Source organism: Arthrobacter sp. UNCCL28, assembly GCF_900102805.1.
Classification (GTDB): Bacteria; Actinomycetota; Actinomycetes; order Actinomycetales; family Micrococcaceae; genus Arthrobacter; species Arthrobacter nicotinovorans_A.
The window spans coordinates 69,690-96,458 of sequence record NZ_FMWE01000004.1; the positions used below are offsets into that span (position 1 = coordinate 69,690).

General features: G+C 62.4%; 28 protein-coding genes. 9 read left to right on the forward strand and 19 right to left on the reverse strand.

Annotated features, from left to right (window positions below):
- Nucleotides 1–38 precede the first annotated feature (38 nt).
- The gene (locus BLQ01_RS12620; protein WP_091552072.1) at nucleotides 39–2,072 is read right to left on the reverse strand and encodes a rhamnogalacturonan lyase; all 2,034 of its coding nucleotides are present in this window, start codon (nucleotides 2,070–2,072) and stop codon (nucleotides 39–41) included.
- A gap of 1,279 nt (nucleotides 2,073–3,351) precedes the next feature.
- Here BLQ01_RS12620 and BLQ01_RS12625 point away from each other — a divergent pair.
- Nucleotides 3,352–3,522 (forward strand): hypothetical protein, encoded by a 171-nt coding sequence (locus BLQ01_RS12625; protein WP_175493433.1) that lies wholly within the window; start codon nucleotides 3,352–3,354, stop codon nucleotides 3,520–3,522.
- A gap of 311 nt (nucleotides 3,523–3,833) precedes the next feature.
- Nucleotides 3,834–4,991: a glycosyltransferase family 2 protein gene (locus BLQ01_RS12630; protein ID WP_254779412.1), complete on the forward strand. Its 1,158-nt coding sequence runs from the start codon at nucleotides 3,834–3,836 to the stop codon at nucleotides 4,989–4,991.
- 270 nt (nucleotides 4,992–5,261) lie between these two features.
- Here the strand turns inward: BLQ01_RS12630 and BLQ01_RS12635 are convergent, their stop codons facing one another.
- The gene (locus BLQ01_RS12635; protein ID WP_254779414.1) at nucleotides 5,262–6,581 is read right to left on the reverse strand and encodes a hypothetical protein; all 1,320 of its coding nucleotides are present in this window, start codon (nucleotides 6,579–6,581) and stop codon (nucleotides 5,262–5,264) included.
- A 299-nt stretch (nucleotides 6,582–6,880) separates the two neighbouring features.
- Between BLQ01_RS12635 and BLQ01_RS12640 the strand changes: the two genes are divergently transcribed.
- The gene (locus BLQ01_RS12640; protein WP_091552077.1) at nucleotides 6,881–7,360 is read left to right on the forward strand and encodes an NUDIX hydrolase; all 480 of its coding nucleotides are present in this window, start codon (nucleotides 6,881–6,883) and stop codon (nucleotides 7,358–7,360) included.
- Here the strand turns inward: BLQ01_RS12640 and BLQ01_RS12645 are convergent.
- On the reverse strand, nucleotides 7,355–8,134 hold the full coding sequence (locus BLQ01_RS12645; RefSeq protein WP_026546940.1) for an SDR family NAD(P)-dependent oxidoreductase: 780 nt from the start codon (nucleotides 8,132–8,134) through the stop codon (nucleotides 7,355–7,357). The two genes, BLQ01_RS12640 and BLQ01_RS12645, sit on opposite strands and share 6 nt — an antisense overlap.
- Before the next feature lie 80 nt (nucleotides 8,135–8,214).
- Between BLQ01_RS12645 and BLQ01_RS12650 the strand changes: the two genes are divergently transcribed.
- On the forward strand, nucleotides 8,215–8,814 hold the full coding sequence (locus tag BLQ01_RS12650) for a TetR family transcriptional regulator (protein WP_091552079.1): 600 nt from the start codon (nucleotides 8,215–8,217) through the stop codon (nucleotides 8,812–8,814).
- Here BLQ01_RS12650 and BLQ01_RS12655 read toward each other — a convergent pair.
- From BLQ01_RS12655 to BLQ01_RS12665, 3 genes are read right to left on the reverse strand one after another with little or no spacing between them, the layout of a single operon-like run.
- A complete protein-coding gene (locus tag BLQ01_RS12655) occupies nucleotides 8,811–9,590 on the reverse strand; it encodes an alpha/beta fold hydrolase (protein WP_091552081.1) in 780 nt (259 codons plus the stop codon). The genes BLQ01_RS12650 and BLQ01_RS12655 overlap by 4 nt on opposite strands.
- A 55-nt stretch (nucleotides 9,591–9,645) precedes the next feature.
- Complete coding sequence (locus BLQ01_RS12660; protein ID WP_026541974.1) at nucleotides 9,646–9,837, reverse strand: helix-turn-helix transcriptional regulator; 192 nt, start codon at nucleotides 9,835–9,837, stop codon at nucleotides 9,646–9,648.
- Nucleotides 9,834–10,271 carry a hypothetical protein gene (locus BLQ01_RS12665; RefSeq protein ID WP_091552083.1) on the reverse strand — a complete coding sequence of 146 codons (438 nt, stop codon included), beginning with the start codon at nucleotides 10,269–10,271 and terminating at the stop codon, nucleotides 9,834–9,836. The genes BLQ01_RS12660 and BLQ01_RS12665 overlap by 4 nt, the downstream gene beginning before the upstream one ends.
- 76 nt (nucleotides 10,272–10,347) lie before the next feature.
- Here BLQ01_RS12665 and BLQ01_RS12670 point away from each other — a divergent pair, with 76 nt between their 5' ends.
- Nucleotides 10,348–10,920: an MOSC domain-containing protein gene (locus BLQ01_RS12670; RefSeq protein ID WP_091552085.1), complete on the forward strand. Its 573-nt coding sequence runs from the start codon at nucleotides 10,348–10,350 to the stop codon at nucleotides 10,918–10,920.
- A gap of 61 nt (nucleotides 10,921–10,981) precedes the next feature.
- Entirely contained in the window at nucleotides 10,982–11,692 is a 711-nt protein-coding gene (locus tag BLQ01_RS12675) for a hypothetical protein (RefSeq protein ID WP_091552086.1), read from the forward strand.
- Between the two features lie 82 nt (nucleotides 11,693–11,774).
- Here the strand turns inward: BLQ01_RS12675 and BLQ01_RS12680 are convergent, their stop codons facing one another.
- Genes BLQ01_RS12680 through BLQ01_RS12690 form a run of 3 tightly spaced genes read right to left on the reverse strand, consistent with a single transcriptional unit; the run spans nucleotide 11,775 to nucleotide 16,940 of the window.
- Complete coding sequence (locus BLQ01_RS12680) at nucleotides 11,775–13,235, reverse strand: CCA tRNA nucleotidyltransferase (RefSeq protein ID WP_254779416.1); 1,461 nt, start codon at nucleotides 13,233–13,235, stop codon at nucleotides 11,775–11,777.
- 4 nt (nucleotides 13,236–13,239) lie between these two features.
- Entirely contained in the window at nucleotides 13,240–15,210 is a 1,971-nt protein-coding gene (locus BLQ01_RS12685) for an ABC transporter ATP-binding protein (protein WP_091552089.1), read from the reverse strand.
- Nucleotides 15,207–16,940 (reverse strand): ABC transporter ATP-binding protein, encoded by a 1,734-nt coding sequence (locus tag BLQ01_RS12690; protein WP_026546950.1) that lies wholly within the window; start codon nucleotides 16,938–16,940, stop codon nucleotides 15,207–15,209. The genes BLQ01_RS12685 and BLQ01_RS12690 overlap by 4 nt, the downstream gene beginning before the upstream one ends.
- Nucleotides 16,941–17,096: 156 nt before the next feature.
- Here BLQ01_RS12690 and BLQ01_RS12695 point away from each other — a divergent pair, with 156 nt between their 5' ends.
- The 3 genes from BLQ01_RS12695 (at nucleotide 17,097) to BLQ01_RS12705 (ending at nucleotide 19,615) form a co-directional block, all read left to right on the forward strand.
- Complete coding sequence (locus tag BLQ01_RS12695; protein ID WP_091552091.1) at nucleotides 17,097–17,579, forward strand: PASTA domain-containing protein; 483 nt, start codon at nucleotides 17,097–17,099, stop codon at nucleotides 17,577–17,579.
- A 106-nt stretch (nucleotides 17,580–17,685) separates the two neighbouring features.
- Nucleotides 17,686–18,684, forward strand: a complete 999-nt coding sequence (locus BLQ01_RS12700) for an aldo/keto reductase (protein ID WP_091552093.1) — start codon at nucleotides 17,686–17,688, stop codon at nucleotides 18,682–18,684.
- A gap of 94 nt (nucleotides 18,685–18,778) precedes the next feature.
- The gene (locus tag BLQ01_RS12705) at nucleotides 18,779–19,615 is read left to right on the forward strand and encodes an alpha/beta fold hydrolase (RefSeq protein ID WP_091552094.1); all 837 of its coding nucleotides are present in this window, start codon (nucleotides 18,779–18,781) and stop codon (nucleotides 19,613–19,615) included.
- Here the strand turns inward: BLQ01_RS12705 and BLQ01_RS12710 are convergent.
- From BLQ01_RS12710 to BLQ01_RS12755, 10 genes are all read right to left on the reverse strand, one after another.
- Nucleotides 19,605–21,137 (reverse strand): CYTH and CHAD domain-containing protein, encoded by a 1,533-nt coding sequence (locus tag BLQ01_RS12710; protein WP_091552096.1) that lies wholly within the window; start codon nucleotides 21,135–21,137, stop codon nucleotides 19,605–19,607. The two genes, BLQ01_RS12705 and BLQ01_RS12710, sit on opposite strands and share 11 nt — an antisense overlap.
- Nucleotides 21,138–21,319: 182 nt before the next feature.
- A complete protein-coding gene (locus tag BLQ01_RS12715) occupies nucleotides 21,320–21,949 on the reverse strand; it encodes an SRPBCC family protein (RefSeq protein ID WP_254779418.1) in 630 nt (209 codons plus the stop codon).
- Nucleotides 21,950–22,028: 79 nt separating this feature from the next.
- A complete protein-coding gene (locus BLQ01_RS12720; protein ID WP_026541989.1) occupies nucleotides 22,029–22,382 on the reverse strand; it encodes a hypothetical protein in 354 nt (117 codons plus the stop codon).
- 129 nt (nucleotides 22,383–22,511) lie between these two features.
- On the reverse strand, nucleotides 22,512–22,847 hold the full coding sequence (locus tag BLQ01_RS12725; RefSeq protein WP_026541990.1) for a PRC-barrel domain-containing protein: 336 nt from the start codon (nucleotides 22,845–22,847) through the stop codon (nucleotides 22,512–22,514).
- Nucleotides 22,834–23,256 carry a hypothetical protein gene (locus BLQ01_RS12730; protein ID WP_254779419.1) on the reverse strand — a complete coding sequence of 141 codons (423 nt, stop codon included), beginning with the start codon at nucleotides 23,254–23,256 and terminating at the stop codon, nucleotides 22,834–22,836. The genes BLQ01_RS12725 and BLQ01_RS12730 overlap by 14 nt, the downstream gene beginning before the upstream one ends.
- Nucleotides 23,253–24,482 carry an Nramp family divalent metal transporter gene (locus BLQ01_RS12735; protein WP_091552099.1) on the reverse strand — a complete coding sequence of 410 codons (1,230 nt, stop codon included), beginning with the start codon at nucleotides 24,480–24,482 and terminating at the stop codon, nucleotides 23,253–23,255. Before BLQ01_RS12735 ends, BLQ01_RS12730 begins: the two co-directional genes overlap by 4 nt.
- Nucleotides 24,479–24,949 (reverse strand): hypothetical protein, encoded by a 471-nt coding sequence (locus BLQ01_RS12740; protein WP_091552101.1) that lies wholly within the window; start codon nucleotides 24,947–24,949, stop codon nucleotides 24,479–24,481. Before BLQ01_RS12740 ends, BLQ01_RS12735 begins: the two co-directional genes overlap by 4 nt.
- Nucleotides 24,950–25,267: 318 nt before the next feature.
- Entirely contained in the window at nucleotides 25,268–25,531 is a 264-nt protein-coding gene (locus BLQ01_RS12750; RefSeq protein WP_091552102.1) for a hypothetical protein, read from the reverse strand.
- The gene (locus BLQ01_RS22365) at nucleotides 25,528–25,686 is read right to left on the reverse strand and encodes a hypothetical protein (protein ID WP_167332882.1); all 159 of its coding nucleotides are present in this window, start codon (nucleotides 25,684–25,686) and stop codon (nucleotides 25,528–25,530) included. Before BLQ01_RS22365 ends, BLQ01_RS12750 begins: the two co-directional genes overlap by 4 nt.
- A gap of 230 nt (nucleotides 25,687–25,916) precedes the next feature.
- Nucleotides 25,917–26,681: an IclR family transcriptional regulator gene (locus BLQ01_RS12755; protein WP_091552104.1), complete on the reverse strand. Its 765-nt coding sequence runs from the start codon at nucleotides 26,679–26,681 to the stop codon at nucleotides 25,917–25,919.
- Nucleotides 26,682–26,769: the final 88 nt, after the last annotated feature.

The following is a 26,769-nucleotide window of genomic DNA, read 5'->3' on the forward strand; positions in this document are numbered from 1 at the left end:
CGGGCCTTAAATGACCCCGCGTTGCTCTTCATCCGGGCTTACTTGGCAGTGCCGGTATAGACGACGGCGGGAATCGCCGGAGCCTGCATACCCTCACCGATGAAGAAGCTCGGGTGCGGCGGCTGGTTGTACGCCACGTTCTCGCGGGCAACAGCCGTCCGGTACACGGTGTCGTGCATCAGAGTCCGCAAGCGCACCTCGGTGGGAGCCGTGGTGGTGTAGATCCGCAGCTCGGTGCTGTCCGTTGAGGGCCACGCGATCTCTTCACGCCAGTCACCCAGGATGTCGGCCTGGATGGACGGGTTGCCCTTGGTGGTGTTGTTGCTGCGGGCGCCGTCGGCGGTCAGGAGCCGATCACTGGTTTCCGTTTCCCAGTTCCATTTGGAGATTGTAGGCACGCCCCGCGACACACTGGCGTCGTAATCGTGGTCCACGATTTCGCGGAGCAGGTCACCGTCCCACCACGCCAGGAAGTTGGCGGCCGGGATCTTCTCGGCAATCAGCTCGCCCTTTGCAGACATCAGCTGGCCAACAGGGGAATCCCATGCCGCAGAACCGCCAATGGCCCACCCTTCAGCCCCTGCGTACCGGGGGTCGATGTCCCCTGCTGCGCCACGGCCGGTGTCCTTGATGGCCGGGATGCTCCACAGCACCTCGCCGGTGGCGGCGTCGCGGAATGCTGCACCGCGATTGCCGCTCTGGCCCATGCTTTCGTGGACGGCAAAGGTTTCCAGTCCGGGCCGCGACGGATCCAGGTCACTGGTGTGGATGGCATCGCCGTGGCCGAGCTTGGTGTTGTAGAGCGGCTGGCCGTTGTCATCAATGGTCATTGAACCGAAGACGAACTCGTCTTTGCCGTCCTGGTCGACGTCGGCCACGGAAAGGTTGTGGTTTCCCTGACCTTTATATTCGTCGCCGGCCTGGTTTGAATCGAAGGTCCAGCGCTTCACCAGCTTGCCGTTGACGAGGTCGTAGGTGACCAGAACTGTGCGGGTGTAGTAGCCGCGGCTGAACATCATGGACGGATGCTCGCCATCCAGATAGGCCACGCCGGCCAGGAAGCGGTCCACCCGGTTGCCGTAGTTGTCGCCCCAACCGGCTACCGCTCCGCGCTCGGGCTCGTAAGCCACGGTGTCCATGATGGTGCCGCTCTCACCCTTGAAGACGGTGAGGAATTCGGGACCGGACAGGACGTACCCAGCGGTGTTGCGGAAGTCGGCGTCGGGGTTTCCAATCACCGTACCCGCCGCGTCCTTGGTGCCGTCGGCGGTCTTGAGCGAAACCTCGGCCTTGCCGTCGCCGTCGAAGTCGTAAGCCAGGACCTGGGTGTAGTGCGCGCCGGCGCGGATGTTCCGCCCAAGATCGATGCGCCACAGCTTGGTGCCGTCCAGCTTGTAGGCATCTACGTAGACGTTGCCCGTATAGCCGGACTGGGAGTTGTCCTTGGCGTTGGACGGCGACCACGTCTGGATGACCTCGTACTTGCCGTCGCCGTCGAGGTCCGCCACGGTGGCATCGTTGGCCGAGTAGGTATAGGGCTTGCCGTCGGGCGTGACACCATCTGCCGGCTTGTCCAGCTTGATGGCCAGGTAGTTTTGCGCCAGCGGCTTCACGGCTTCGGTCAGCTTGTCCTGGCCTTGGCCATTACCCACCGTCTTGATGACGTAGCTGGAGTTTGCAGTGCCGGCGGCGTCCAGGAACATGGTCGCGTTCCGGACGGGTTCGGGGGTGATGTTGACGCCGTCGCGCAGGACTTGGAAGCCCACGCTGTCTTTGTCCAGGCCGAGCATGCGCCAACTGACCGTGACGCCTTGGTCAGTCAGGACGGCCACCGGTGCGCGGTCGAGGTTTTCCACTTGGCGCTTGAGCGTTGCCGGGTCCTTCGCGGCAGGCACGACGCCGGGAAGGTTGGCTTGCGCTGCCTGCGCGGGTTGGGTGGGGGCTGCTTGCGCGAGCGGGACGCCCGTCAGTGCAATGGCGGCGGCAGCGAGGGAAGCCGAGGCCGCAAGCGGGACTGCTTTCCATGCACGACCACTAGGAGTGCCGTAGGAACATTTCGAGGGGTAGGCCAAAGAACATCTCCTTTGATGCGAGGCGGCAGTGGGTCTGCGCGCTCATTTTTGGAACGTTTCACAACTCGGGCCCGATCCACTTATTCGGAATAAGGAGGTGGGGGCGTAGCTCAGAAAACGCTTTCCGCACACAAGATTTACCAGCGGTTCCACGGCACCGTCAAGGGTTTGACAAGAAATGACTGTGAGATTTCGGTGTTTATTGTTCACAAGTGTGATCGGGTTTTGTCCCCGGGCCACCGGCTCTTATGACGAGGCTCCTCCAGCCGCAACCCCCAATCACATCCCCTAGGTTCCAACCCAACCCCCAATCACATCCCCCAGATTCCAACCCAACCCCCAATCACATCCCCTGGGTTGAGCTCCAACGCTCAATCACATCCCCTGGGTTGAATCCCAACGCCCAATCACATCCCCTGGGGTGAACTCCAACCCCCAATCACATCCCCTGGGGTGAACTCCAACCCCCAATCACATCCCCCAGGTTCCAACCCAACCCCCAATCACATCCCCTGGGGTGAACTCCAACCCCCAATCACATCCCCCAGGTTGAGCTCCAACGCTCAATCACATCCCACTCCCTCCCGCTAAGACCACGTGAATAGCGCTTGTGGGTTTTCGGTCTGGTCAATCCGGTGCCCTCGGAGGGAAAACCCCGAGGACGTGAGGGACACCCAACCCCGGGGGATGTGGAAGAGCGCTTGGCTCAGGCCCGGGGGACGTTCGGCCCAACATCGGGGACTGAGCGAGCGCTGGCCGCCAACAAGGGGGACGTGAGATATGGACACCCCCAAAACCCGGGGGATGTGGAAGAGCGTTCAGCCCGAACATGGGCGACGTGAGAGAGCGCTGGCCGCCAACATGGGGGATGTGGAAGAGCCTTAGGCCCAGGCCCGGGGGATGTGGAAGAGCGTTCGGCCCAGGCCCGGGGGATGTGGAAGAGCGTTCGGCCCAAACATGGGGGACGTGAGAGAGCGCTGGCCGCAAACAAGGGGGACGTGAGAGAGGATCAGGAAGCGGCAGGCCGGTTGCCGACGCACAGCGCGCCGAGGTGGACCGCCGGCGGGAAGTCAGCGTCAGCACGGGTTACACAGCGTAACCAGCAACGTGTAATCGGTCACACTTGGCTGGATTCGCTTGTCAACCATGGCGGGCAGCGTGAACCATGAATGAGGGAATTCGTTCCCATACAAGCTGAATCAGCAATCCTCACCGACGAGGATGCGGCCCCGGGCGAAGAGGCTTGGGGCTGTTAACGGCCTGAGTGAAAGTACTGACAATGACGACACATACTGACTCCATCACGCTGAAGATCTGGGACAAGTCGGCCATCGACCACACCATCGACGCCGCCATCCAGTCCCTCTCGCACCGCGCAGCTTCAGAAAACTGCGGAATCGAAGTGACCCTCAGCGGACCGAAGACCTTCACCGTGAGCTTGAGCCGCTAAGCAGCTCACACGCAACGCAAGAGGACGACGCCGGAACTTACCGGCGTCGTCCTCTTGCGTTAAAGGCTGCTGCCTTGAGGCATTGGCCACCGCCTTCCGCTTCCCCGGGATGTGAGGCAGGTTGGTCGGACAAAGAGCCACATCGCTGCGCGAAATTGGGCATTAGTACCCCTTTGGAGCCGTTCGTGACGGCATTCCTCAAGTCCTGAGCAAAACTTGATATTTCCTTGACGCTTTCCCTGCGCGGATCTTGCGTTGCCGTTGGAACTCTAAGTGAGTCAACGCTTCAACGCACGAACGGAGGGATCGCAATGCTCGCGGAAATCACGGAAGTCAGGGAACTCGCTGAACAGACGTCCGGCGCAGACTCACTGGCAACGGCCACCGCACCCCGCGGCTCCCACCGCGCAGCGGGAGGCGTAGTCACCGTTCTGGTTCCTGCCCACAACGAATCCGCCGGCATCACCGAGACCCTCACCTCGTTGAACAACCAGACCCGCCGCCCGGACCGCATCATCGTGGTGGCGGACAACTGCACCGACGACACCGAGACTCTCGCGCTTGCCCAGGGCGTTGAGGTCATGCGGACTGTTGGCAACAAGGACAAGAAGGCCGGAGCCCTGAACTTCGCCCTCAGCGAGCTGCTTCCCGACGCCGACCCCGAGGACTTGGTCCTGGTGCAGGATGCGGACTCGCAACTAGCCCTCGATTTCATTGAGAATGCCACCAAGAACCTGTTGACCGACGAACTCCTCGGCGCAGTGGGCGGAGTATTCAGCGGCGGTCCCGGTGGTGGTTTCGTGGGTCACCTGCAGCGCAACGAATACGCCCGCTACGCCCGCGACGTCAAGCGCCTCCACGGAAAGTGCCTGGTAGTTACCGGCACAGCGGCCCTGTTCAGGGTCAAGACACTCCGTGACGTGGTTTCAGCCCGGCTGGAGGGCACGCTTCCTCCCGGCAACGGCAAGGGCGGCGTTTACGATACCTCGGTGCTGACTGAGGACAACGAGCTCTCGTTCGCACTCTTGACCCTCGGCTACCGGATCGCGTCACCCTCGAACTGCACGCTGGTCACAGAGGTCATGCCCACCTGGCGTGAACTCTGGGCACAGCGGCTTCGCTGGAAGCGCGGTGCTGTTGAGAACTGCGTCCAGTACGGGTGGACAAAAATCACCAGGCCCTACTGGGGACGACAGTTCCTGTCCATGATCGGCGTCGTGGTGACGCTGGCCTACTTCGGCTCCATCATCTTCGCTTTGACCACCGGAATGGGCCTGAACCTGCACCCCTTCTGGATAGCTGTTACTGCAATCTTCGTCCTGGAGCGCATAGTAACCCTGCGCTTCCGGGGTTGGAGGTACATGTTGCTGGCCGCAACCATGTACGAAACCGTCATCGATATCTTCCTCCAGGCTGTTCACGCCAAGGCGTACCTGGATGCAGCACTCAACAGAAAGAAAGTTTGGTAAACGACTCATGTACAACAACCCAGCAGCCCCCCTCGCAGGAGCCACCGCAGCCGGAATGGGCTCAGGAGCACTCGCAATGACCGGAGCAGGAGACCTCTTCTGGTTCGCACTGGCTGCCTTCGCCATGCTGGCACTCGGCCTCGCCGTCAAGAGGATCGTCCCCGTCAAGGCGCAGAAGAACTAACCAGGCCTGGCAGTCCCGCAGTTGTGTCGCAAACCCCCCAGCGCGACACAACTGCGGGTTTGTCATTTAAGCGGCAAGCCCATGTGTCAGGTGACAGGGACAGAGATGGCCGAGAACTTGGCCACCGTGGTGTAACCGGCCTTGGTGCCGGTAACCCTGACCCTCATGGTGTCCGCTTGGTCAGCGCCCACCAGGGTGTAGGCCTTTGCCGTGGCTCCGGTAATCGCAACACCGGAGCGGTACCACTGATACGCCAGGGTGGTTCCGGACGTCCACGTCCCGGGGTTGGCCGTCAATGTGGAGCCGACGCTCAACGTGCCAGTGATAGTGGGTGTAGGTGCCACCAAGGTACCCGGGACCACTGCGGCCGTTTGGGCTGATTCCTTGGTGGTTGTTGCGTACCCGGTTTTGGTTCCCGTCACCCTTACCGTCAGGGTGGTGCCTTGGTCCGCTGCTGCGAGCACCCTTGTTGCAGCGGTGGCGCCGGCGATCGCAACACCGTTCCGGTACCACTGGTACGTCAAGGCGGTTCCGGTGGTCCAGGTTCCGGGGTTGGCCGTCAGGGTTGAACCCACAGCCGCAGTTCCAGACACCGTTGGAACGGGAGCGGTCAACGGTATCCCCGGGACAAAGGAGAAATCACGGATAGTGACGGTTTCGGGAGCTACATGCGCCGGATCTCCGCCGCCGCCTCCAGTAACCCAGAGGTTGAAGTGGATCTGTTCATTGGCCGGAAGCGGAACAGTGGAGCCCTGCAGGACGGTCCTCTTCAGCAGCGGCCCGCCGTAACCCTCCCCCGCGAAGGTCTCAAAAGTCAGTTTTCCTGGTTCCCAGACCATCCTGTGGGTAAGGATCGGGGCGTTCGTGACATCGAAATTGATGGTGTTATTGCCCTGGCCCGGAGGCTTGGTGGCGTCGAACCAATACCCGTGGCCCTGTGTGACCGGCCAGTCTTCGCCATAGGCAGCCCCACCGCCCCACGCCGACGCTTCACACAGGTCGATCTCCGTGTAGCCCGGTTCCGCTGCGGGATCATAGGTGAAGAGGCAGCCCCACACTACTTCCTTCTGCAACGCACTGACATCCTTCTCCACCGTGGTGCTGTACGTGCCGTAGCCGAAGCCTTCACGGGTGGACTGGAATTCTGCGCCCTTCGGAGCAGAACCAGTGGGGTTGCTGATGGAAAGTTTCACATACCCGTTGGCGTCAGGATTGCTGACGTTGTTGGCGTCCCAGCTGGCGTTGTACATGGGCCCGCCGCCCCAAAAACGCTTTTGCCAGTTGAAGCCCTTCCACGCGAAACTGCCCACAGGTCCAGGATCCTCGGCCATGGGCGTGGTATCCGCGGCGTGTGAGGGGTTGATGCCCGTGAACAGTGATAAACCAACCGCCATGACGGCGGCCATTCCCATTATTTTTCTTCCCCCGGTTGGAAGGAGACTCATTGACGATGCCATAGCTGTGTCCTCCAGTTGATGCGCCCAGAAACGTCTCCGGCAATTGCCGGAGACCGCAGTCACGTTCCACCCCCGAGGAACGTGCAACTCCTCGATTATCGAGTAGCCGGGACGCTGCTGGAAGCGAAATAGGCATTGAATATGACTGTTTCAACATCAATTGGATAACGGTCGATAGTTGCGCAGTACTCTGGACAGATCCGTCCCCGCCAGGAAAACCCCTGATCAGCACGTCATCCAGGAAAAACATGACCATCCGAAGTGCCGGCATCCTCCTCCACCGAACCTCGAACAGCGGCGAATTGCAGCTATGGATCGCCCACATGGGCGGCCCTTTCTGGGCGCGCAAAGACCAACATGCATGGTCCATCCCCAAGGGTGAATTTCTTCACGATGAAGACCCATTGGTTGCCGCCAAACGCGAATTTGCCGAAGAGATAGGTTCTGCTGCGCCTGCTGCCAGCTACGAATTGTTGGGGGTTTTCCGGCAGCCCTCAGGGAAGCTCATCACTGCTTACGCAGCCGAAGCGACTGACTTCCAGCCGGAGCAGATCATCAGCAACACCTTTCCCATGGAGTGGCCCAAGGGCTCAGGTGTCATCAAGGACTTCCCGGAAATCGACGATGCCCGCTGGTTTGAAGAGGCCGAGGCCCGGACCAAACTCGTCAAGGGGCAACTCCCCATTGTGGACGCACTGGTCCGGCACCTTGGCGGGGAATCCCTATAGAGCCGACCACCCGCCGTCGGACGCCAAAATGGCGCCGTTGACGTTGGTGCCGTCGTCACTGAGCAGGAAAGTGATGGACGCGGCCAGTTGCGCAGCCGACGCTGGAGTGGGAACCGTGGCTTGCATCAACGGGCCAAGGCGTTCCGCAGCCAGCTGCGAGCCCCAGTTGGCAACGATGTTGGTGATGGTGGGACCGGGAGCTACTGCGTTAAACCGCAGACCTTTGGGTCCGTACATCACGGCCGAGTTCTTGGTGAGGCCCACTACCGCATGCTTGGATGCCGTGTAGGCAGCACCGGCTGCTGAACCACGCAGGCCTGCCTCGGACGCAACGTTCACCACTGATCCGGTCCCGGCGTCGAGCATGAGCGGCACCACGGCGCGCGTCAGTCGCATGAGCGAGGTGACGTTGATGCGGAAGACCCGTTCCCAGAGCTCGTCATCCACCTCATGGATGGGCGCAAAGTTGTCCATGATGCCGGCAACGTTGGCCAAGGCATCCACCCGTCCACCGGCGGCCGCCACGACTGCGGCTACGGTCTCCTCCGTGGAGATGTCCCCGGCGACGGGCACCAGTTCAAGTCCTGCGTTTTCCTCCACCAGGGCATCCAGCCGGTCCTTGCTGATATCCGCCGCAATCACCCTGCCGCCTTCCTTGGCGATGCGCAAAGCGGTGGCCTGGCCGATTCCCGAGGCCGCGCCCGTGACGATGATGGTCTTGCCGGCAAAACGGCCGGAGGTAGTGGCCTCCTGCCATGAAGCGTCGTTGCCCATGATGTCCTTCCAATAATTTCCGGGTGATGAAGCCAGCTTATGACACTCTGTGTCATTATGTAAGAGTGAATACTGGAGGGATGACTTCGGAAGATGCCAAGACCCTGCGTGCCAGTGGTCGCCCCGCTACCATCGACCCCGACGCCGTAGCCGGGCTCGCTTTGGAGCTGTTCGCCGAACACGGGTACCAGAACACGTCCATGGAAGACATCGCACGGGCAGCCGGGATCGGGCGCAAGAGCCTCTACCGCTACTTCGCCAGCAAGGCGGATTTGGTGTGGGGCGGCACCGAGCCTGTGGTCGAAGCGTCAACCATCGCCTTCGGTTCTTTCCACAGGCAGGAAAAGTCCGACGGCGATGTGCTGACCGGGTTGCGCGAAGCAGCTGTTGCCGGGGTCGCCGTCATCCCCGACCTATCTGTGACCCGGGGACGGCTCCGGCTGATTGCCGAGCACGCGGAGCTGACCAGCCGTAGCTACGAGTCCCTGGCACCACAGCGGGAGAGGGCCCTGGCATTCCTGGTCGAGAACGGCCTGTCCGATTCCGCTGCCCGCTTCCTGAGTGCCGCCTACTTGGCCGCGACCTTCGAGGCATGGATGCAGTGGGCCGCCGGCTCCGATCCTGACCCGGCCCCGTACCTGATGGCGGCGCTCGAGGTGTTGAGGGTTCCCCCGCGCTAGCTGCTCTTCCTGGCGACGAATTGCCGGATCCACTCCACCGTCTCAGGATGGTCCAGATGCAGGCCATGACCAGCTCCTGGTACGCGCACCAGTACCGAGCCGCGAATGTGCTCGCGGAGCAGGAGTGCATTCGGCAATGGTGCCAAGGCATCCTCGGTGCCATGCAGGATCAGTGTCGGCGCTTGGACCGATCCGAGGTCACGCCAGGCATCGTGTTCCCGGCTGGCTTTGAAATGACGCGCTTTGGCCCAGGCCGAGGCTGGCGAGTTGAAGAAGGTATGCGTCGCCTCGGGATTGGCGCCTACCCATCCAGCATCGAAGAAGAGTGGCTCAAGCCGTGACATGTCGCCGCTGACCAGGGCTTCCAAAGCTGCCTTATCCGGTTGCGTTCCGGCATCCGGCCATTTCCCGCCACTCGTTGCGGCGAGGATCAGGGTACGGACCTTCCGGGGGTAATCCACAGCCAGCCACTGGGCAACCCGCCCACCCATGGAATGGCCGTACACGTGTGCTGAATCGGCTCCGGCTGCATCAAGGACTGCAACAGCGTCCTCGGCGAAGAGCCGCGTGGTGTACCGGTCCGCTTCGCCCTTCCCACTCCGCCCAATCCCCCGGTGATCAAAGCGGATGACGCGGTAATGGCGGGACAGAAGCTCCGCCGTCGGGCCCCAACCGTCCATGGATGTCGCCTGCCCGGCGATGAGCAGCATTGGTTCGCCGTCGCCTTCGGAAGTCCAGGCGAGTTCAGCGCCGTCGGGGGCTTGCGCAAAGTTCACCGTGCCACAGTATCCGGGAGGCCTTCAAAGCGCTGCGGCGTGGGACACAAGGACCTTACTCCGCTGTGAAGATGTCCTCGATGGCACAGTCGAACGTCCGGGCAATGAGGAAGGCCAGAGGCAGCGAGGGGTCGAATTTCTCTTTCTCAATGGAGATGACAGTCTGCCGGGAAACCCCGAGTGCCGCCGCCAGGTCAGCCTGTGTCCAGCGGCGTTCAGCTCGACGCCCGGCGAGGTTGTTCTTCACTTCAGCGCGCGGTGGCGAATGGCCACGTATCGCAGCCCGGCGTCAACCGCGCTCAGCCCAACAAGACCGAGCAACACCGGGAGTGCTTCGATCTGAAACCGACCAACCGTCAGCACCAGGGCAACAACGATGGTGGCGACCAGGACATCCAGGAACGCACCGGCACCGGCTTGTCTCATCCACTGGAGTTCCACGCTCTGCTCACCATGGGGGTCGCGGGTGACGGTGTGGCGGGAAATGAAGACCTTGGCGCCGAGGGACATCGCCGGGTAGGCGGCACAAAGGGCTCCGATCGCTGCAGCAGGCCAGAAGTCAGCCGGGTTTGATGCTCCGACCAAAAGCGCGACGGCCAAGGTCAGTATGGCCGCGAGGGTGGCAGCCAGGACGTAATGATGAAATGGTGCACGCTTCGATGTAAAGGAAACTTTACTCATCTTTGAAGTAAAGCACCCTTTACACAGGGGGACAATCCTTGGTGCATACTTCCCACGCTGGAGCTAGCGTTGAGGGATGACCACCGAGTACAGGTACGACGTCGAGGTGCTGCACCTTTTGGTGTCGCCGGCCCACGCCTACTTTGGCCGCGCCAGGGAAGGCGCCGCCGATGTTCCCACCACCGATGCCGGGCAGACAGAACTGGTGGCCGGCAAAGGAATTGTTGGCGACAGGTTCTTTGGGAAAGCCGCGCACATGGATGCCGCCGTGACCCTCTTTGCCGTGGAGGCACTGGAAGCGATCGCCGCCGAACTTGGGGCCGGGCCTTTCGATCCCCTGCTGACACGGAGGAACGTGGTTCTACGCGGAGTTGAGCTTGCTCCTTTGCTCGGTCACGAGTTCACGATCGAATCCGGCGGACATGCCGTGCAACTCAAGGCCGGGCGGCCTGCACACCCCTGCGCCTGGATGGATGAAATGCTTGCCCCGGGAGCCCACAAGTCTATGCGTGGGCGTGGCGGTGTCCGTTGCCAGGTCATTGCAGGTGGGCTGCTGCGCCGGGGACCGGCGGTACTGGTCAGCCCCGTTGCCCTGGATCCGGGCAAAGCAGGCGAGGCAAACGTGCTGAGGCCGTCGCGATTGCCGTGATCACCGTCCGCAAATCATAAGGGACCTGTCTTTCAGGGCTGCGCGCGCATAAGGTAAATGCGTGAAGAGATTGAGCAAGAACGCCCAGGCCTTCGCAGGGTCTGCTTTCGCTGCACTATTCCGGGCCATCAAAGTAGTTCGTCCCAACAGGCCCAACCACCCCGAAGGGGTCCATCTTGTGGGGACCCTGGAGAGGGACGGACTTCCGCTCCGGGCATCGGGAATCCCGTGGATGGACATGGCCGGAAGCAACCGGGTGGAGGCACGAATTTCACGTTCGCTGGGAATGCCGGGTTCTTTCCCGGACATCATCGGCCTGGCTGTCCGCTTCATCGAGCAGGACAAACGGTCCGACCTGCTGCTCGCGAGCACAGGAGCCACGGGACTTGGCCGCTTTATCCTCCGGCTCCGACGGGATGCCGCATCAGCAATCTTCACCACGATGATGCCCTATAAATCGCAGGCGGGCCCTGTGCTGATAGCGGCAAGGACCATCGAAGGACCGCCACAGCTGCCGGCCGAACCACGCGCATTCCGCTCGCATCTTGGCCAACATCCCTGGATCCTCGAACTCCATCACGCAAGCCCGTTGGGACCGTGGACCAGGTTTGGAACGTTGGCTCTCACCCTGGCTGATATCCACGGCAATGACACTGCCGAAAGATTTGATCCGGTCCTGAACCCGCTTCCAACAGCCGGGACCTACGGCTGGACCAAGCGTCTCCGGGAACCTTCCTACGCCGTGGCCCGCCGCCGCGTCCAGGACCGTTAGCTTCCTGACCCTCTTTGCCGCCTCAGGACCGGCTATTCAACCCTCCCAGGTTGGAAACCAGCGGTCTGACCGGCAAACAAGGTCAGGGAGCCACACCCGTTGCTTTGCTCTTCTCCCCCGCAGCCTCGAATTCGTCCAGCCGTCTCAATGCCTCTGCCACAACTGCATCCCGGTTGGCATGAAGCCAAGCCGCCGCGCCTGCCTCGTCGCTGAACAACCCATCGTCCTGGGCGTCCCGGCTCTGCTCAATAACAAAGTGCCACAGTCTCCCGCGCGGAATGTCCTCCTCAGCCAAGGCGGCCCCCTTCAACAGAGTGGTCCCTGCAACAGGATCCTTGCCCAGCCGCTCCGCTTTTGCCAGCCAAGTGGGCAGATGGTTGACGCCCTGTCGTGCGCCCGGCCCGCGCCCCTCTTTGTCCGCTTCCACCAGGCGCGCCCAGTCCTTGATGGACGGACCACCGTTGGGTTGGTTCAGGCGCCGTACCAGCCTCCGGACTGCCGAATCACTGATGACACCTTGGGGACCTTCAGGAGTGTGGCACATGTGCTCCCGGATGAGCGGCAGGATCTTGTCCTCGTATCGGCCAGGCGCTCCGATCCGGCGCAGGAAACTCCGGGCGGGTTCAACCCCTGTGACGTTATGTCCGTTGGAAGTGATCCGGCCGTTCGAATCGATGGTGGTAGAGACAGCCTTGCCGAAGTCATGGGTGATGGCGGCCAGTACCAAGGCTGCGGTTTCATCGGCGCCCAGATTGTCGCGCCGCGCGATCCGGGCTGCTTGGTCGCCGGCTAAACCGAGGTGGATGTTCACATCACCTTCCGGATGCCATTCCGGGTCTTGTGGAACGCCCCTTGTCGCAGCCAGTTCCGGGAAATGCTCTTCCCAACCGGACATGAAAAGCGTTTCCAGCGCCTCAGAGATATAGACGCCTTTCGAGGCGAGTTTGTAGAACTCACCCCAAATCCGAGTCCTCGGCAGGTCCTGGAAGGCCGGAGAGAGGCTGCGGCACAACTCCGCCGTTTCGGGAAGCAGCCGAAAACCAAAACGCCCACTGAACTGCATGGCCCGGAGAACTCTCAGCGGGTCATCGCTAAAAGCCGGGCTTGTGTGGCGAAGGATTCCCGCTGACAGGTCGATCTGTCCCCCGAACGGGTCCACAACGGTCCCGCTCAGGTCGTCCCAGCCCATCGCGTTGATGGTGAAGTCCCGCCGGGCGAAGGCTTCGGCCTCGGACTCCTGGCGCGGCAGCGAAACATCAAAAACCTGGCCGTTCACAGTGGCCGAAACGATCCCGAACTGCTGCCCTACTTCCATGACGTATCCAGGCAATGCCGCTGACACCTGGGCAGTGGTCAACCCATAGACCTCAATGTCGATGTCCTTCGAATCCACCAGCACACCGCGGGCACGGGAGAGCAACGCGTCCCGGACGGAGCCTCCAACAATGAGTGGGCGGCCGCCTGCAGCCCGCAGGCCGTCAAGTACCTGCCTGGCTTCCGGGGTGAGCTGAATCAGGTCGGGAATGTTGGTGATGGTCGTCAAGCCCTCAAACCTCAGCCACCGGCGCCGCGAACTGGGCCTCGTAGAGCCGTGAGTAGGCCCCACCCGTGGCAAGCAGCTCCGAGTGCGTCCCCTGCTCCACGATCTGCCCGGCCTCCATGACCAGGATGAGGTCGGCGTCCCGGATGGTGGAGAGCCGGTGGGCGATGACAAAGCTGGTCCGGTCCGAGCGCAGGGCGTTCATGGCCTTCTGAACCAGGACCTCGGTGCGGGTGTCCACGGAACTTGTGGCTTCATCCAGGATCAGTACCGAGGGCCGGGACAGGAAGGCCCTGGCAATGGTGAGCAGCTGCTTCTCACCGGCGGAAACGTTGCCTCCTTCGTCGTCCAAAAGGGTGTCGTACCCCTCGGGCAGCGACTTCACGAACCGATCCACATAGGTCGCCTGCGCCGCTTCAAGGATCTCGTCCTCTGAAGCAGTGGGCCGGCCGTAAGCGATGTTGTCCCGGATGGTCCCGCCGAACAACCAGGTGTCCTGCAGGACCATGCCCATCCGCGAACGCAGTTCCTGCCGCGAGAGCGAGGCGATGTCCACGCCGTCGAGCGTTATCCGCCCTGAATCCAGTTCATAGAACCGCATCATCAGGTTCACCAGGGTGGTTTTTCCTGCACCCGTAGGTCCAACAATGGCGATGCTCTGCCCCGGTTCAGCCACCAGGCTGAGGTCGGTGATGAGCGGCTTGTCCGGTGAGTAGCGGAAGGACACGTTCTCGAACACGAGCCGCCCACGCGCCGGGCCAGTCCCCGGGACAGGAGCGGGCTCCGGGGATTCTTCGTCCTCGTCAAGCAGGTCGAAAACCCGTTCCGCCGAGGCAACACCGGATTGCAGCATGTTGGCCATGGACCCCAGCTGGGCCAGGGGCATGGTGAACTGCCGCGAGTACTGGATGAAGGCCTGTACATCGCCCAACTGCATGGAGCCGGAGGCAACCTGCAGGCCACCCACCACCGCGATCCCCACATAGACAAGGTTTCCGATGAACGTCATGGCCGGCATGATCAGGCCGCTCACGAACTGCGCCCCGAAGCTTGCCTGGTACAGCTCACCGTTCTTCGCGCAGAACTTTTCCTGCACTTCGTTTTGCCGTCCGAAGACCTTTACCAGGGCGTGCCCTGTGTAGCTTTCCTCGATCTGGCCGTTCAGTTCGCCGGTGTTCTTCCATTGGGCGACGAACAGTTTCTGGGAGCGCTTGGCTATCAGCAACGTGGTGCCCAGCGTCAACGGAATCGTCACCAAGGCAATCAGTGCCAGCAGCGGCGAGAGCAGGAACATCATCACCAGCACACCAAGAACCGTCAACAGGGAGGACACCACCTGGCTGATGGATTGCTGCAGGCTTTGGGAGATGTTGTCGACATCGTTGGTTACACGGCTCAGGAGCTCACCGCGCTGGATGGAGTCGAAATAGCGCAGGGGCAGCCGATGGATTTTCGCTTCGATCCGCTCCCGCAGGCGGTAGACAGTGCGCTGTACGACGCCGTTGAGCACGTAGGCCTGCATCCAGCCGAACGCTGAGGCCAGGACATACAGCGCCAGCGCCCACAGCAGCACAGAGGCGAGGGCGCCAAAGTCGATTCCGACGCCGGGTGTCAGGGTCATGGCGCCCAACATGTCGGCCTTGCTGTTCTCGCCTGAGGCGCGCAGCCCCGCGATCACCTCGGCTTTGGAAACCCCGGCGGGCAGTTGTTTGGACACGACGCCGGCGAAGATCAGGTTGGTGCCTTCGCCCAGCAGCCTGGGTCCGATCACGGACAAGGACACACTGACCACGGCGAACGCCAGCACCAGGATCAGCCAGAGACGCTCCGGCCGCAGTGTGCCCAGCAAGCGCCGGGCAGAGGCGGAGAAGTTGGAGGCTTTCTCTGCGGGGATGTTCATCCCTGCGAACGGACCACCACGGCCGGGCCCCATGGCCGGACGCTGGGGACCACGGGGGCCGGCTGCCGCGCCGCTCATGCTGCCTCCTCCGCTGCCAGCTGGGATGACACGATTTCCCTGTACGTTTCGGAAGTCTCCAGCAACTCATCGTGCGTTCCGCGCCCCACGATCCTGCCGTCGTCGAGCACTAATATCTGGTCCGCGTCGGCGATGCTGGAGACGCGCTGGGCCACGATCACCAGCGTGGCACCGTTGGTGTGGCGTTTGAGCGCCTGCCGGAGCCTGGCGTCAGTGGCGGTGTCGAGGGAGGAGAAGGAGTCGTCAAAGATGTAAAGCTCCGGCTGTTTCACCAGCGCCCGGGCAATGGCGAGCCGCTGTCTCTGGCCGCCGGAAACGTTGGTGCCGCCCTGTGAAATGACAGCGTCCAGGCCTCCTTCCATCTCTTCCACGAAATCCCGGGCCTGGGCTACGGACAGTGCCTGCCACAGTTCGTCCTCGGTGGCGTCTGGTTTGCCGTACTGGAGGTTGCTGCGGACGGTGCCCGAGAAAAGGAACGGCCGCTGCGGCACCAGCCCTATATGACCCCACAACAGGTCCGGGTGCAGCTCGCGGACGTCCACGCCATCCATCCGCACGGACCCGGAGGTGGCGTCGAAGAGCCGTGGCATCAGGTTCACGAGCGTGGTTTTCCCAGCCCCCGTGCTGCCGATGATCGCAAGGGTCTGGCCAGCCAGGGCCGTGAAGGACAGGCCGCTCAGCACCGGCTGTTCGGCACCCGGGTAGGCGAATCCGACGTCGCGCATTTCCAGCTCCCCGCGGCGGATACCGCCGGTGACAGGGTTCGACGGCGGCTGGACACTGGACTCGGTCTCCAGCACCTCGCCGATTCGGTCGGCCGAGACAGACGCGCGCGGGATCATTACCGCCATGAACGTGGCCATCATGACCGACATGAGAATCTGCATGAGGTAGCTCAGGAAGGCGATCAAGGTGCCCACCTGCATGGAGCCGTCCTCGATCCTGAATGAGCCGAACCAGATCACCGCCACGGACGAAACGTTCATCACCAGCATGACCACAGGGAACATGAGCGCCATTAAACGTCCGGCCCGGAGCGCAACGTCAGTGACGTCGTCGTTCGCCTTGCCGAACCGGGCGGCCTCCATGTCCTCGCGGACGAAGGCCCGCACCACGCGGATGCCGGTGAGCTGCTCGCGCAGGACACGGTTGACGGCGTCGATCCGTACCTGCATTTTGCGGAACAGCGGCACCATCCGCGTCACGATCAGCCCGACCGCCACCAGCAGCACCGGCACGCACACCGCAATCAGCCACGATAACTGCGCATCCTGTCGCACGGCCATGATCACACCGCCGATGCTCAGCATGGGAGCCGCGACCATCAGTGTGCAGGACATGAGCACCAGTTGCTGCACCTGTTGGACGTCGTTGGTGGACCGGGTAATCAGCGACGGCGCCCCGAACCGGGTGACCTCCTGCTCGGAGAACTCCCCTACCCTGCTGAAGATCGCGTAGCGGAGGTCGCGGCCCATCCCCATGGCAGCCTTCGCGCCGAAGTAGACGGCCACCACTGCACACGCGATCTGCAGCAAGGTGATGAGCAGCATGAGTCCGCCCATGCGCAGGATGTAGTCCGTGTCCCCGGCGGCCACGCCGTTATCAATGATGTCTGCGTTCAGCGTCGGGAGATACAACGAGGCGATGGACTGCGCCAGTTGGAAGACGACGACGGCGATCAGCAACCGCTGGTGCGGCCGCAGGAAACGAACAAGTACCTTCCACAGCATGGAGACTCCGAGCCAAAGCGTAGTGAACCGAAGGCCAGTTTACGTCTGGTTGCTGCGGGCAACTAGAGGATTGCCGGTAAAGTTGCCGCTGGAAATGCACCACGTTGAGTTGGCAAACCAGGAGCCGGCCGGCGAACTATTTTGGGGGTATGGCTTATGAAGAAAACCGCAGCATTGGCGCTGGCATTGGTAATCGGCGCAGCGCTGGCAGGATGCTCCGACGGTTCGCCGGAAGCCACGCAAGCCAAGCCCTCTGAAGCCGCGACCTCCAGCCCTGCGACCAAGCACACCACGGTTCCGGACATCGCAGGGAAGCCGTTCGCCGACGCCAAGGCTGCCTTGGCAGGAGCCGGACTGACCATCTCCATCGTGGGACCTGACGGAACTCCCTGGACCACCCTCGAGCCGGGCCAGCAAGTGGCAGCCGTATCGACGGAACCATCGGCAGGCTCCGAGACCGACGCCAAGACGGTCAAACTGGTTGTGGATACGACCGAGGTGGATCAGCAAATCATGAACGATGCCATCGCGGCAGCAGACGGTGCCGTGGACTCCGCAAATACTGCCGCCTCGGAAGCAGCAGCTGCGGCTGAAGCGGCCGCAGCTGCAGCGGCAGCCGCAGCAAACTCCGGCAAGTAGCCTGCCTGACGAGACCGTTGAGGGGTAATGTCAGGGACTCCCTCGCCCCTCCGCCGGCGCTTACCGTCGAAGTAGCCCACAGCCCGAACACCATAGGAGAGCAACCATGGAAAAGCGCACACTCGGCACCGGCGGACTGGAAGTTTCCGCAATCGGCATGGGATGCATGAGCATGACCGGGGGCTACAGCGAACGGCCTGACCGCGCGGAAATGATCTCGTTGATCCGCACGGGCGTGGAGCGTGGCGTGACGTTCTTCGATACCGCCGAGATCTACGGACCCTACGCCAACGAAGAACTCGTCGGTGAGGCCTTGGCCCCGTTCAAGGACCAAGTAGTTATCGCCACAAAGTTCGGCTGGGACATCGATTCCGCCGCACGTAAGCCAAGCGGCAAGGTCACCAGCCGGCCCGAAGTGATCAAGGAAGTAGTCGAAGGATCACTGCAACGGCTCGGGGTAGATGCGCTGGACCTCTATTACCAGCACCGCGTAGATCCGGAGGTCCCCATCGAGGATGTTGCCGGCGCGGTCAAGGACCTCGTCGACGCCGGAAAGGTCAAGCATTTCGGCATGTCGGAGGCCGCTGCGGGCACCATCCGCCGCGCCCATGCAGTCCTGCCCGTTGCCGCCGTCCAGAGCGAGTATTCGTTGTGGTGGCGGCGGCCGGAGGAAGAGGTCCTGGACGTCTGCGAAGAACTGGGCATCGGCTTTGTTCCCTTCAGTCCGCTGGGCAAGGGCTTCCTGACCGGAACCATCAACGCCTCCACCAACTTCGACTCGGGCAACGACATCCGCAGCACCATCCCCCGCTTCACCCCTGAGGCCATGCAGAACAACCAGGCCGTGGTGGACCTCCTCACCGGAATCGCTGAAAGAAAGGGCGCGACGCCGGGCCAGATCGCCTTGGCGTGGTTGCTGGCACAGAAACCGTGGATCGTGCCGATTCCAGGCACACGGAAACTGCACCGCCTGGAAGAGAACCTGGCCGCGGCCGACGTCGAACTTTCGCGGGCGGAGCTGGACGAAATCGAGGCAGCTGCGGCGAAGATCACCGTTGAGGGTGGCCGGTACAACGAGGCCGGCGAACGGATGACCAACCTTTAGCGGACATCAGCCGCGGATCAACCACCGTGCCGGTGTCGTAGCCGGACAGTAGGCTGGAAACGTTCGTGTTGAACCGCATCGAAGGGACTGGGTTTTGGCTTACATCACCGTCGGAAACGAAAACAGCACTGAGATTGAGCTTTACTACGAGGATCACGGAACAGGCCAGGCAGTGGTCTTGATTCACGGCTATCCGTTGGATGGTTCCTCGTGGGAGAAGCAGACGGCCGCACTGCTCGACGCCGGTTACCGCGTCATCACCTACGACCGCCGCGGGTTTGGGAAGTCCAGCCAACCCACCGAGGGATATGACTACGACACCTTCGCCGCGGACCTAAAGTCCGTCCTGGAAACTCTGGATCTGAACGATGCCGTCCTGGTGGGCTTCTCCATGGGCACAGGTGAAGTTGCCCGGTACCTCGGCACTTATGGCTCGGCCCGCGTTGCCAAGGCCGTGTTCCTGGGTTCGTTGGAGCCGTTCCTGCTGAAGACCGACGACAACCCCGACGGCGTGCCGCAGGACGTCTTCGACGGCCTAGCTGAAGCTGTCACCGCAGACCGTTATGCCTTCTTCACGGACTTCTTCAAGAATTTCTACAACACGGACACTTTCCTGGGCACCGACCGCCTCAGCCAGGAGGCCGTGGACGCCAGCTGGAACCTGGCCAGCAAGTCCGGTGCTTTCGCTTCAGTTGCAGCCCAGCCCACATGGCTCACGGACTTCCGCGCCGACATCCCCAAGATCGACGTTCCAGCCTTGATCGTCCACGGCACTGCTGACAACATCCTGCCCATCGACGCCACGGGACGGCGGTTCAAGGAGGCCCTGCCCAGCGCCGAATACCAGGAAATCGAGGGCGCACCGCACGGCCTGCTCTGGACCCACGCCGCGGAGATCAACCAGGCACTCCTGGGGTTCCTCAAGAAGTAGGTTTCTTGAGCCGGAGCTTCAGCGCCTTCCTGCTGTGGCGGAGGTATTCGGTTTCCGTGGCGTCGGCGACGCTGCGTTCCATGGCGTGCAGCACGCCGTAGGTGAACGCAGCGCTGCCGATGCCCGGCGCTGAACCCAGGTTGAGCAACTCCGCCCGGGCCATCACGCTGTCCTGGTGATCACCCAGGATCGACTGGAGCTTGTGCGCGGCAGCCTCCACTTTCGACGCCCGTTTGCCGTGGGTACTTTCCGCTGCCGCAGCGGCAAACCGCAGTTTCTTGGCGGCCTTCCGGACTTCGTGGAAGGCCGCGTCACGTTCAGGCCCGACGGCGGCACCCACCGCTGCGTCATGGCGTTTGCCCAGCCGTTTGGCTGCTTTGTTGACGAGCTTCGCCACGGTTTTCCGCGCTGGTTTCTCCCCAAGGGCTGTTAAGGGGGGATCGGCGATGAAAGCTTCGAGTTCGTCCAGCAGCCGGAAGTACCTGCGGCTGGTCATGTGGTTCCTGACAGCGGCCATGGCCGTGTCCGCCCTGGCAGCCATGCGTTGGTCCAACTCGTCACGCAGTGGCCCCAGGACCAGTTCCTCCGGGAGTTCTTCAAGGTATTTCCTCAAGCGTGCATGCAGGACCTCTATGTCCCGGTAGTGGCCAAGGGTCTTGGCCAGCGATTTCAGCTCGCGCTCACGTTCTTCCACCGCGGCCGTTTCAAACAGGGTGCGGTACGAGTGCAATACCGACCGGAGACGCCGGATCACTGATCGCATCTGATGAACGGAGTCGTCCCGGCCCAACCGCACATGGGCATCCTGGAAAAGAAGGTCTGCCATCTGGGCCTGGAGAAAGCTGATCACCGGAGCAACGGCGGCCTTCCCGTTGCTGTATTCCGTCCCCTCGGTCTCTTTGGCATCCGGCCAGGAACCACCCAGGGCCGTGGCCAGCTTGGAGGTCCGTTCGCTGGGTTTCGCCCCCGCCTCTGCGAGCTGTCCGGTGAGGTTGTCCAGCAAGGAATCATCGGCACCATCCTGGGCGGCCAATTCGACCTCCCACTCCCGCCACTCCATTTCCCGCGGTTCACCGACTGACACGTGGGCGTGCACGTGGTCGTCAACGAAATCGGCCAGTCGACCGCCGTCGGGCCCGTACAGGGCGTAGCTGGTGCGTTCAGTGGTGAGGGTGGCCACCGCCGCCACCGTGCCTTCACGCGTATAGGCGAGTATCCGGTCCATCAGCTCGTCCGGGACGGTGTCCGCGTTACCCAATGGCGCGTGGATTTCTGTGCGCTTGCCGGGGCTGAGCGGCAGCTTGAGGTGCCAGCCGGCGTCGTGTCCTCCGGTGCGCCGGCGCAGGGAGATGCCGCGCGCAGCCAAGGCAAGGTGGCGGGTATCGAAGTAGATCGCTTCCAGGGTGTGGGTTTCCGGTGCCCCTACGGACGCTACGCCGTCGATGGTGTCGAGTGCAGGCAGCGGGGTGGATGCCTCGGCGTCGAATTTGCGCTCTGCTTCCACTGTGCTGGACGTTGCCATGGCTGTCGGGACTCCCTTCCGGGTAAGCCGGAGGGCCGGCCCGTGATGGTGGCCGGCCCTCCGTGGAGCTGTCTCTTGATGCTGTATCCAGTGTGAGCCAGTCATCAGCTTGGCGCCAGTGACTTCCCACGCACCGCCGCGGGCTGCAACCCCGTGCTGGAACCGCGGGCTACAGCCGCGGGCTACAGTCCCGGAGCGCGTGGCTGGGGTGGTTCAACCGGTCCCTCGCCTGCTGAAGGTGCGGCGAGGTCGGGATCGACGGGAGGAAATTCGGCTGTCACCGCTCCACCGCTGCCAGAAGTTTCCCCCGTGTCATCAACGTCGCCGCCGGATACCGTGCCGCGCCAAGCCCCGGTTTCATGGCCCTGGGCCTCGATGAACTTCTTGAACTTGTCCAGGTCCGCACCAACCCGCAAGCTGTCCGCACCCAGTGCTGAACCTGCTTTTTCGGCGAGGCCTTCGGGTTCCCACACAATTTCAACATTCACCCTGGTGCGGCCGGCGTCGAGGGGCTCGAAGCTGACGGTGCCCCCGTTGCGGGGACCATCAACACTGGCCCAACTCACCAGGGAATCCGGCACCTGCTCGATGATTTGTGCGTTGTATTCGCGCTTCACACCGCCCACGTTGGTTGAAAAGTGCAGACCCGTCTCGTCAATTTGCTCTACTGCCTCCACACCATTCATGAACTGGGGGAACGTCTCGAACTGCGTCCACTGGTTGTAGGCGACAGATACGGGGACATCTACTTCAATTGACTTATTGACCGTTGCCATGGTTTTTGCTCCTTCGATCCAGTCTCGGGTGCTCATGCTGTAATGCTGGTGGCGCGCCATCCAGCTGGCTGCTTAACCAGTGGCGCGCCTGTCTTAAGCGCGCCAGCCAAAGCTCTTAGCCGGCGTCGAAACTTTCTTCGTCATCATCGTTGGGCGACTCTTCCTCCGGAAGGTCGTTGCCGCTGCCGTCCGGCAGGTCCCCATCGTTGCCGTCAGGCTGGATGGACTGCTCAGTGAGGTACTGCTCGTCGGTTCCGCCGTATCGGCCTGCGCCGGGCTCTCCCGAGCTGTCGGAATCTTCCGGATCCAGGTGGCTGAGGTTCGGCGCCCCCGTACCTTCTCCCAATGAGGCCTCCTCAATGTCTTCTTCCACGCGGGGCTGTGCTTGGCCTCCGCCGGCTTCCTGCTCTGCGGTGGGGGTGCCGTAGCCTCCCACTTCCTCTTCCGGTGTGGCATTGTGCTGGTCCATGTGAACTGTCCTTTCCCTGAGCGGTGGAACGTGTTTATGGAACACTTCGAACCTATAAGGCCCCTTAGTGGCATGTCCATGCCTTTGACGATAATAGTCAGCAAACTTAGTAAAAGGCCATTCGAGGCCTTAGGGTTCCACCGCGGAACCGTAAGCTTCGAACCCCGGACGCAGCTTCACTTCTCGCGGCCCCATGCTCGCAATGTCCTCCCACAGCACCAGGAACGATCCCCGGTGCCACCACCGCAGGAGCTGCGCCACAGGCCAGGGCTGGGAGATACGCTGGCGCTCGAAGCCCAGGAACGAGGACGCGGTCCGGGGACTCACCACGATCCCCACCATCCTGGCCTGGCTCAGGAGTTGCCCCGGGGCGGCGTCAACGGCGAAACGCACATCCGACACCTCGCCCAGCCGCTGCCCGTCGCTGTCCACCACATCGCTGCCCAACATGTCATTCAGGATCATGGCGCCCGCCCGGGATCCGCGCGATGACATGGTTCCGCAACCACCGCTCCACCCATGATGCGTCCAGGGAATCCGAGCGGACGCCCAACGTCACCACAGTGTCCACTCCTGCCACCACACTCCACGGAATGCGGATCAACCTGCTCGACGGCGGCCTGCCGCCGAAGATGCGCGTCCCCAACACCGGCCCTGTCAGGAAAGCCGTGATACGCGGCGGCTCAGCGCCCTCCGGGATCAACTCGTCCGGTTCGGGGCCGCTCAGCTCGATATCGTCCACAGTGGTGACGGGGACGCCGTCGACGTCCAACATCTGCCGGTCCAGCAAGTGCAACTGGGCATCGAGCACCAGTCCTGCCGGCCGCGGGGCAGGCCTGATGGTAGGCGGTTGGATGCGTTTGGCCTTACTCACGCTCCTGCTCCTGTCGCAATCATCAGGGGAATGGCCGCCAGGGAAGCCACCAGAATGATGACCAGGTAGACCAGCCCGGCAATATTCACGGCCCGGTTGTTCACGTGCTTGCCCATGTATTGGGGGTCGTTCGCCACAATCAGAATCGGCAGGTACGTCAGGGGTAGAGCTATAGCGGAGAAAACCACTGAGTACTCGGTCACCAGGATGGGATCGATTCCCGTTGCCAGAACAGCAACACCAGCCAGCAACACCACCATCATGGCCACGTGGAAGCGCGAGGCCTCCGCAGGGCGGCGGAACTTGCCCCACGGCCACCCGAAAAACTGCGCCAGCGTGTACCCGCTCGAAAGCGTCGTTTCCAACGCCGCACCAAAGGTAGCAGCCACCACGCCAAGGATCAGGACAGCCAGCGCCAGCTGCCCGCCCGCCTGCGCTACCGGCAATGCCACCTGCGACAACGTTGTGACGCTGATGCCGGCGGGCAAGAGCACGACGGCGGCGCAAGCAGCGATCGCCAGCGACAGGAACCCGCCCAACGGGAAACCCAGGAGGACATTGATGCGCGACTGGACCAGGTCTTTGACCTTCCAGCGTTCCTCAACGGCGCCGGAGGAAAAGAAGAACACCTCATAAGGGGTCATGGCAGCTCCGAACAGGGCAATGGCGTAATACCAGTACGTGCCGGCATCCTCGCTGCCCGGAACTGAAGGAGAAAACGCCTGCCCGGCCAAGGCGCCCCAGTCCGGTTTCAGGAGGAAAAGAGCCACCGCAAAGACCACCAGGGACAGGCCCACAAGCCCTGTGACGTTCTCCATGATGGAGAACTTCACCCGCCAGATCACCAACCACACCGCCAGCAGGGCGAACGGGACCCACAGCATGTAAGACACACCGCTCGCCAGCTGGAGGGCCAACGCGATGCCGCCTATCTCCGCCGTGACCGTCATGAGGTTGATCAGGAAAGACGCGCCCAGGTTGGCCAGTCCGGCCCTTGGTCCCATCCGTTCACGGATGACCTCGAAAGTGGCCCGGCCCGAGACAGCCGCTACGCGCCCGGACATGTTGGCAAACAGGCAAATACCCACGACGCCGACCACCACAACCCATGCCAACGACAATCCGAAACGCGAACCCACCACGGCATTGGTCACCAGGTCCCCGATGTCGACAAAGCCCCCGATCGCTGTCAGGATGCCTAGCGCAACACCGAGGAGCCGCTTCACTGGATGCCGGCCTTTGCCATGAGACGGTCCAACTGCCCAGTGGCAACGCGGAGTTCATCCCGCACAGCCGACAGTTGGTACTGCCCCTCCCCAGGGCCGGCGGCCGGTGCTCCCAGAACGTCCCGGGCGTGCACGAGGGCGCGGGAAATGGTGGAGAAGGATGCCAGCAGATCGTTCCGTACTGCGCGCTCATCCTCCAGCGGGGCCTTCACACCATGGACTTCATGGGTGGCCGACTCCACCTCGCCCAGCATGTCATCCACGGCGGTGGAGGAGGCGGCCGCCGTCGTGCTGTCCTCCATCCTCAGGTCCACCGCGAGGCTGGCCGCCCGGACTGCCGAGGAAACATCCTTGGCGGGGCGTTGCAGTGCGTCGGCGGCAGACGCCGATGAGCATCCAGTCAGCACTCCGGTCATGACCGCCAAGGATGCGAGGAGAACAACCAGGCATCGCGCGGATCTGCTCATGACGGCTGCGGAACCTCACAGCCGCCCTGCGGGTCCAGCCCCGTGTAATTCAAGGGGCCCGCGACAATATTCAGGGCTATGGTTGCAAACTGCGAGCACTGCGCAGGAGGGGCACTGAAATAACCCCGCTGGCCAGCCGCAATTGCGCCGATAACGAGCCAAACAACGACGATCAGCCCGATGATTGAACCGATACGCATTTCTTCACCCATCGCAAAACGTGCAAATTCGCGGAATTAATGGCGAAGGGCAGGAGAAGGTTCACCAACAGCACAGCCGCGGACAGGAAACCTCCCGCCCGCGACCATGCTGTACCGATCAATCCGTGGGATTTGGTTCGGTGGTCAGACCACGGTCGTCCGCGGTCCCTTCGTCCTTTTCTTCTGCCGGTCCCGGCGGGTTGACTGACTCGCTGGGACCCGCGTCGACGGCGTCGTCCGTGCCTTCGGGCGACGCATCGTCTACGGGCGCCCGGCCGCTGGATTCAGGCGCTCCCGGGTCCCTGGGGATGGGGTTTCCGGGGGTTGTGGTTCCATCGCGAACCTGGGCAAAACCGGCTACTTCACTTGGATCAGTGGTCATACGCGCGACCGGCCACGGCCAAGGACCCAGCCCAGGAGGGCCAGCACCAAGAGGATGATTCCCACCCACAGCAAGAAGCTGAGGGCTTGGTTGAATCCGCCCACAAGGAGCAGGATGATCGCGATTACGCCGGCGATTACTAAGAGTGTGTTCATTGAGCTACGCATCCCTTCAATAAATTGTGTCTATTCAGGAAGGCGTCCGCTGGTACCCCACAACGGGGCGCCACCCATGCCAACGGGCACCGATCGAAGAAATAGTTCTCCATATCGCTTTAGTACCCCTCGGAAACAGGTTCAAACCGAACCGATACTCCAAGGAAGCACGTCCACAGCATCATGATAAGCGCGCATTTGTGTTTCGGCGACGTATTTTGAAAGGAAACTTAGTAGCCCTTGGCGGAAAAGGCTCCGAGGGCGCGGCTGATCTCCCGGGCGGTGCCGGCGGCGGCCTCCCCATATTCCTGATACTTGTCCGGGACAATCCTGCTGGAGGGGCCGGAGATGGAGATGGATCCGGCCGCCACACCACCGGGGCCAAGCAGTGGAACGCCAATGGAGGTAATCCCGGTACTGAGCCCTTGCTCGTTGATGGAGTACCCGCGGGCGCGGGTGCCCACGATCATCGTGCGAAGCTGCGCGGGGTCCACCACGGTTTGCGGCGTCAGCGCTTCCAACGGGCCGGCCAGGTACTCGTCAACGAAAGCCTCGTCGGCAGCGGAGAGGTAAGCCATCCCGGTGGAGGAGGCGTGCATTGGCAGCCTGGAACCCAGGGGCAGGAACGCCCTCAGGACGTGCGGGGTGTCCAGCCGCTCGATGATGAGCATGTATCCCCGGTCCGGAACCGCCAGGTGGACGGTTTCCGTGGTGTCCAGCTGAAGTGCGTTCAAGGGCCCCATGGCGGCGTCGCGGATTACTGATCCGCTGCTCCCCCGGCTGGCAACAGCGAATGCATGGTTGGTCAGCACCCACTTGCTGGACTGGACCTCGGACTGCGCCACCCAGCCCAATTCGGCCAGCGTCCTGAGCATGCGGAGCACGGTTGCCTTGGGAACGTCCACCTCACGGCTGAGCTCGGACAGGCCGGCAGGCTGATTGTCCGAGACCGCCTCCAGCACCCTGATGGCCGTGACGACGCTCTGCGTACTCATGCAACCCTCCCGCTTGACCCACTACTTCCAGTGCCCTACATTACAGGCGACTTCCCAAAATGAACCGTTGGTTCATCCAGTGAACCGA

Coding starts and splice junctions, on each gene's coding strand:
- BLQ01_RS12715 (WP_254779418.1), bottom strand. CDS start 21,949: ATGAGCACCCGAGACTGGATCGAAGGAGCAAAAACCATGGCAACGGTC.
- BLQ01_RS12665 (WP_091552083.1), bottom strand. CDS start 10,271: ATGAGTAAAGTTTCCTTTACATCGAAGCGTGCACCATTTCATCATTAC.
- BLQ01_RS12640 (WP_091552077.1), top strand. CDS start 6,881: ATGACCATCCGAAGTGCCGGCATCCTCCTCCACCGAACCTCGAACAGC.
- BLQ01_RS12750 (WP_091552102.1), bottom strand. CDS start 25,531: ATGACCACTGATCCAAGTGAAGTAGCCGGTTTTGCCCAGGTTCGCGAT.
- BLQ01_RS12695 (WP_091552091.1), top strand. CDS start 17,097: ATGAAGAAAACCGCAGCATTGGCGCTGGCATTGGTAATCGGCGCAGCG.
- BLQ01_RS12685 (WP_091552089.1), bottom strand. CDS start 15,210: ATGAGCGGCGCGGCAGCCGGCCCCCGTGGTCCCCAGCGTCCGGCCATG.
- BLQ01_RS22365 (WP_167332882.1), bottom strand. CDS start 25,686: ATGAACACACTCTTAGTAATCGCCGGCGTAATCGCGATCATCCTGCTC.
- BLQ01_RS12625 (WP_175493433.1), top strand. CDS start 3,352: ATGACGACACATACTGACTCCATCACGCTGAAGATCTGGGACAAGTCG.
- BLQ01_RS12630 (WP_254779412.1), top strand. CDS start 3,834: ATGCTCGCGGAAATCACGGAAGTCAGGGAACTCGCTGAACAGACGTCC.
- BLQ01_RS12725 (WP_026541990.1), bottom strand. CDS start 22,847: ATGATCCTGAATGACATGTTGGGCAGCGATGTGGTGGACAGCGACGGG.
- BLQ01_RS12710 (WP_091552096.1), bottom strand. CDS start 21,137: ATGGCAACGTCCAGCACAGTGGAAGCAGAGCGCAAATTCGACGCCGAG.
- BLQ01_RS12635 (WP_254779414.1), bottom strand. CDS start 6,581: ATGGCCGCCGTCATGGCGGTTGGTTTATCACTGTTCACGGGCATCAAC.
- BLQ01_RS12740 (WP_091552101.1), bottom strand. CDS start 24,949: ATGAGCAGATCCGCGCGATGCCTGGTTGTTCTCCTCGCATCCTTGGCG.
- BLQ01_RS12755 (WP_091552104.1), bottom strand. CDS start 26,681: ATGAGTACGCAGAGCGTCGTCACGGCCATCAGGGTGCTGGAGGCGGTC.
- BLQ01_RS12650 (WP_091552079.1), top strand. CDS start 8,215: ATGACTTCGGAAGATGCCAAGACCCTGCGTGCCAGTGGTCGCCCCGCT.
- BLQ01_RS12720 (WP_026541989.1), bottom strand. CDS start 22,382: ATGGACCAGCACAATGCCACACCGGAAGAGGAAGTGGGAGGCTACGGC.
- BLQ01_RS12690 (WP_026546950.1), bottom strand. CDS start 16,940: ATGCTGTGGAAGGTACTTGTTCGTTTCCTGCGGCCGCACCAGCGGTTG.
- BLQ01_RS12645 (WP_026546940.1), bottom strand. CDS start 8,134: ATGGGCAACGACGCTTCATGGCAGGAGGCCACTACCTCCGGCCGTTTT.
- BLQ01_RS12670 (WP_091552085.1), top strand. CDS start 10,348: ATGACCACCGAGTACAGGTACGACGTCGAGGTGCTGCACCTTTTGGTG.
- BLQ01_RS12700 (WP_091552093.1), top strand. CDS start 17,686: ATGGAAAAGCGCACACTCGGCACCGGCGGACTGGAAGTTTCCGCAATC.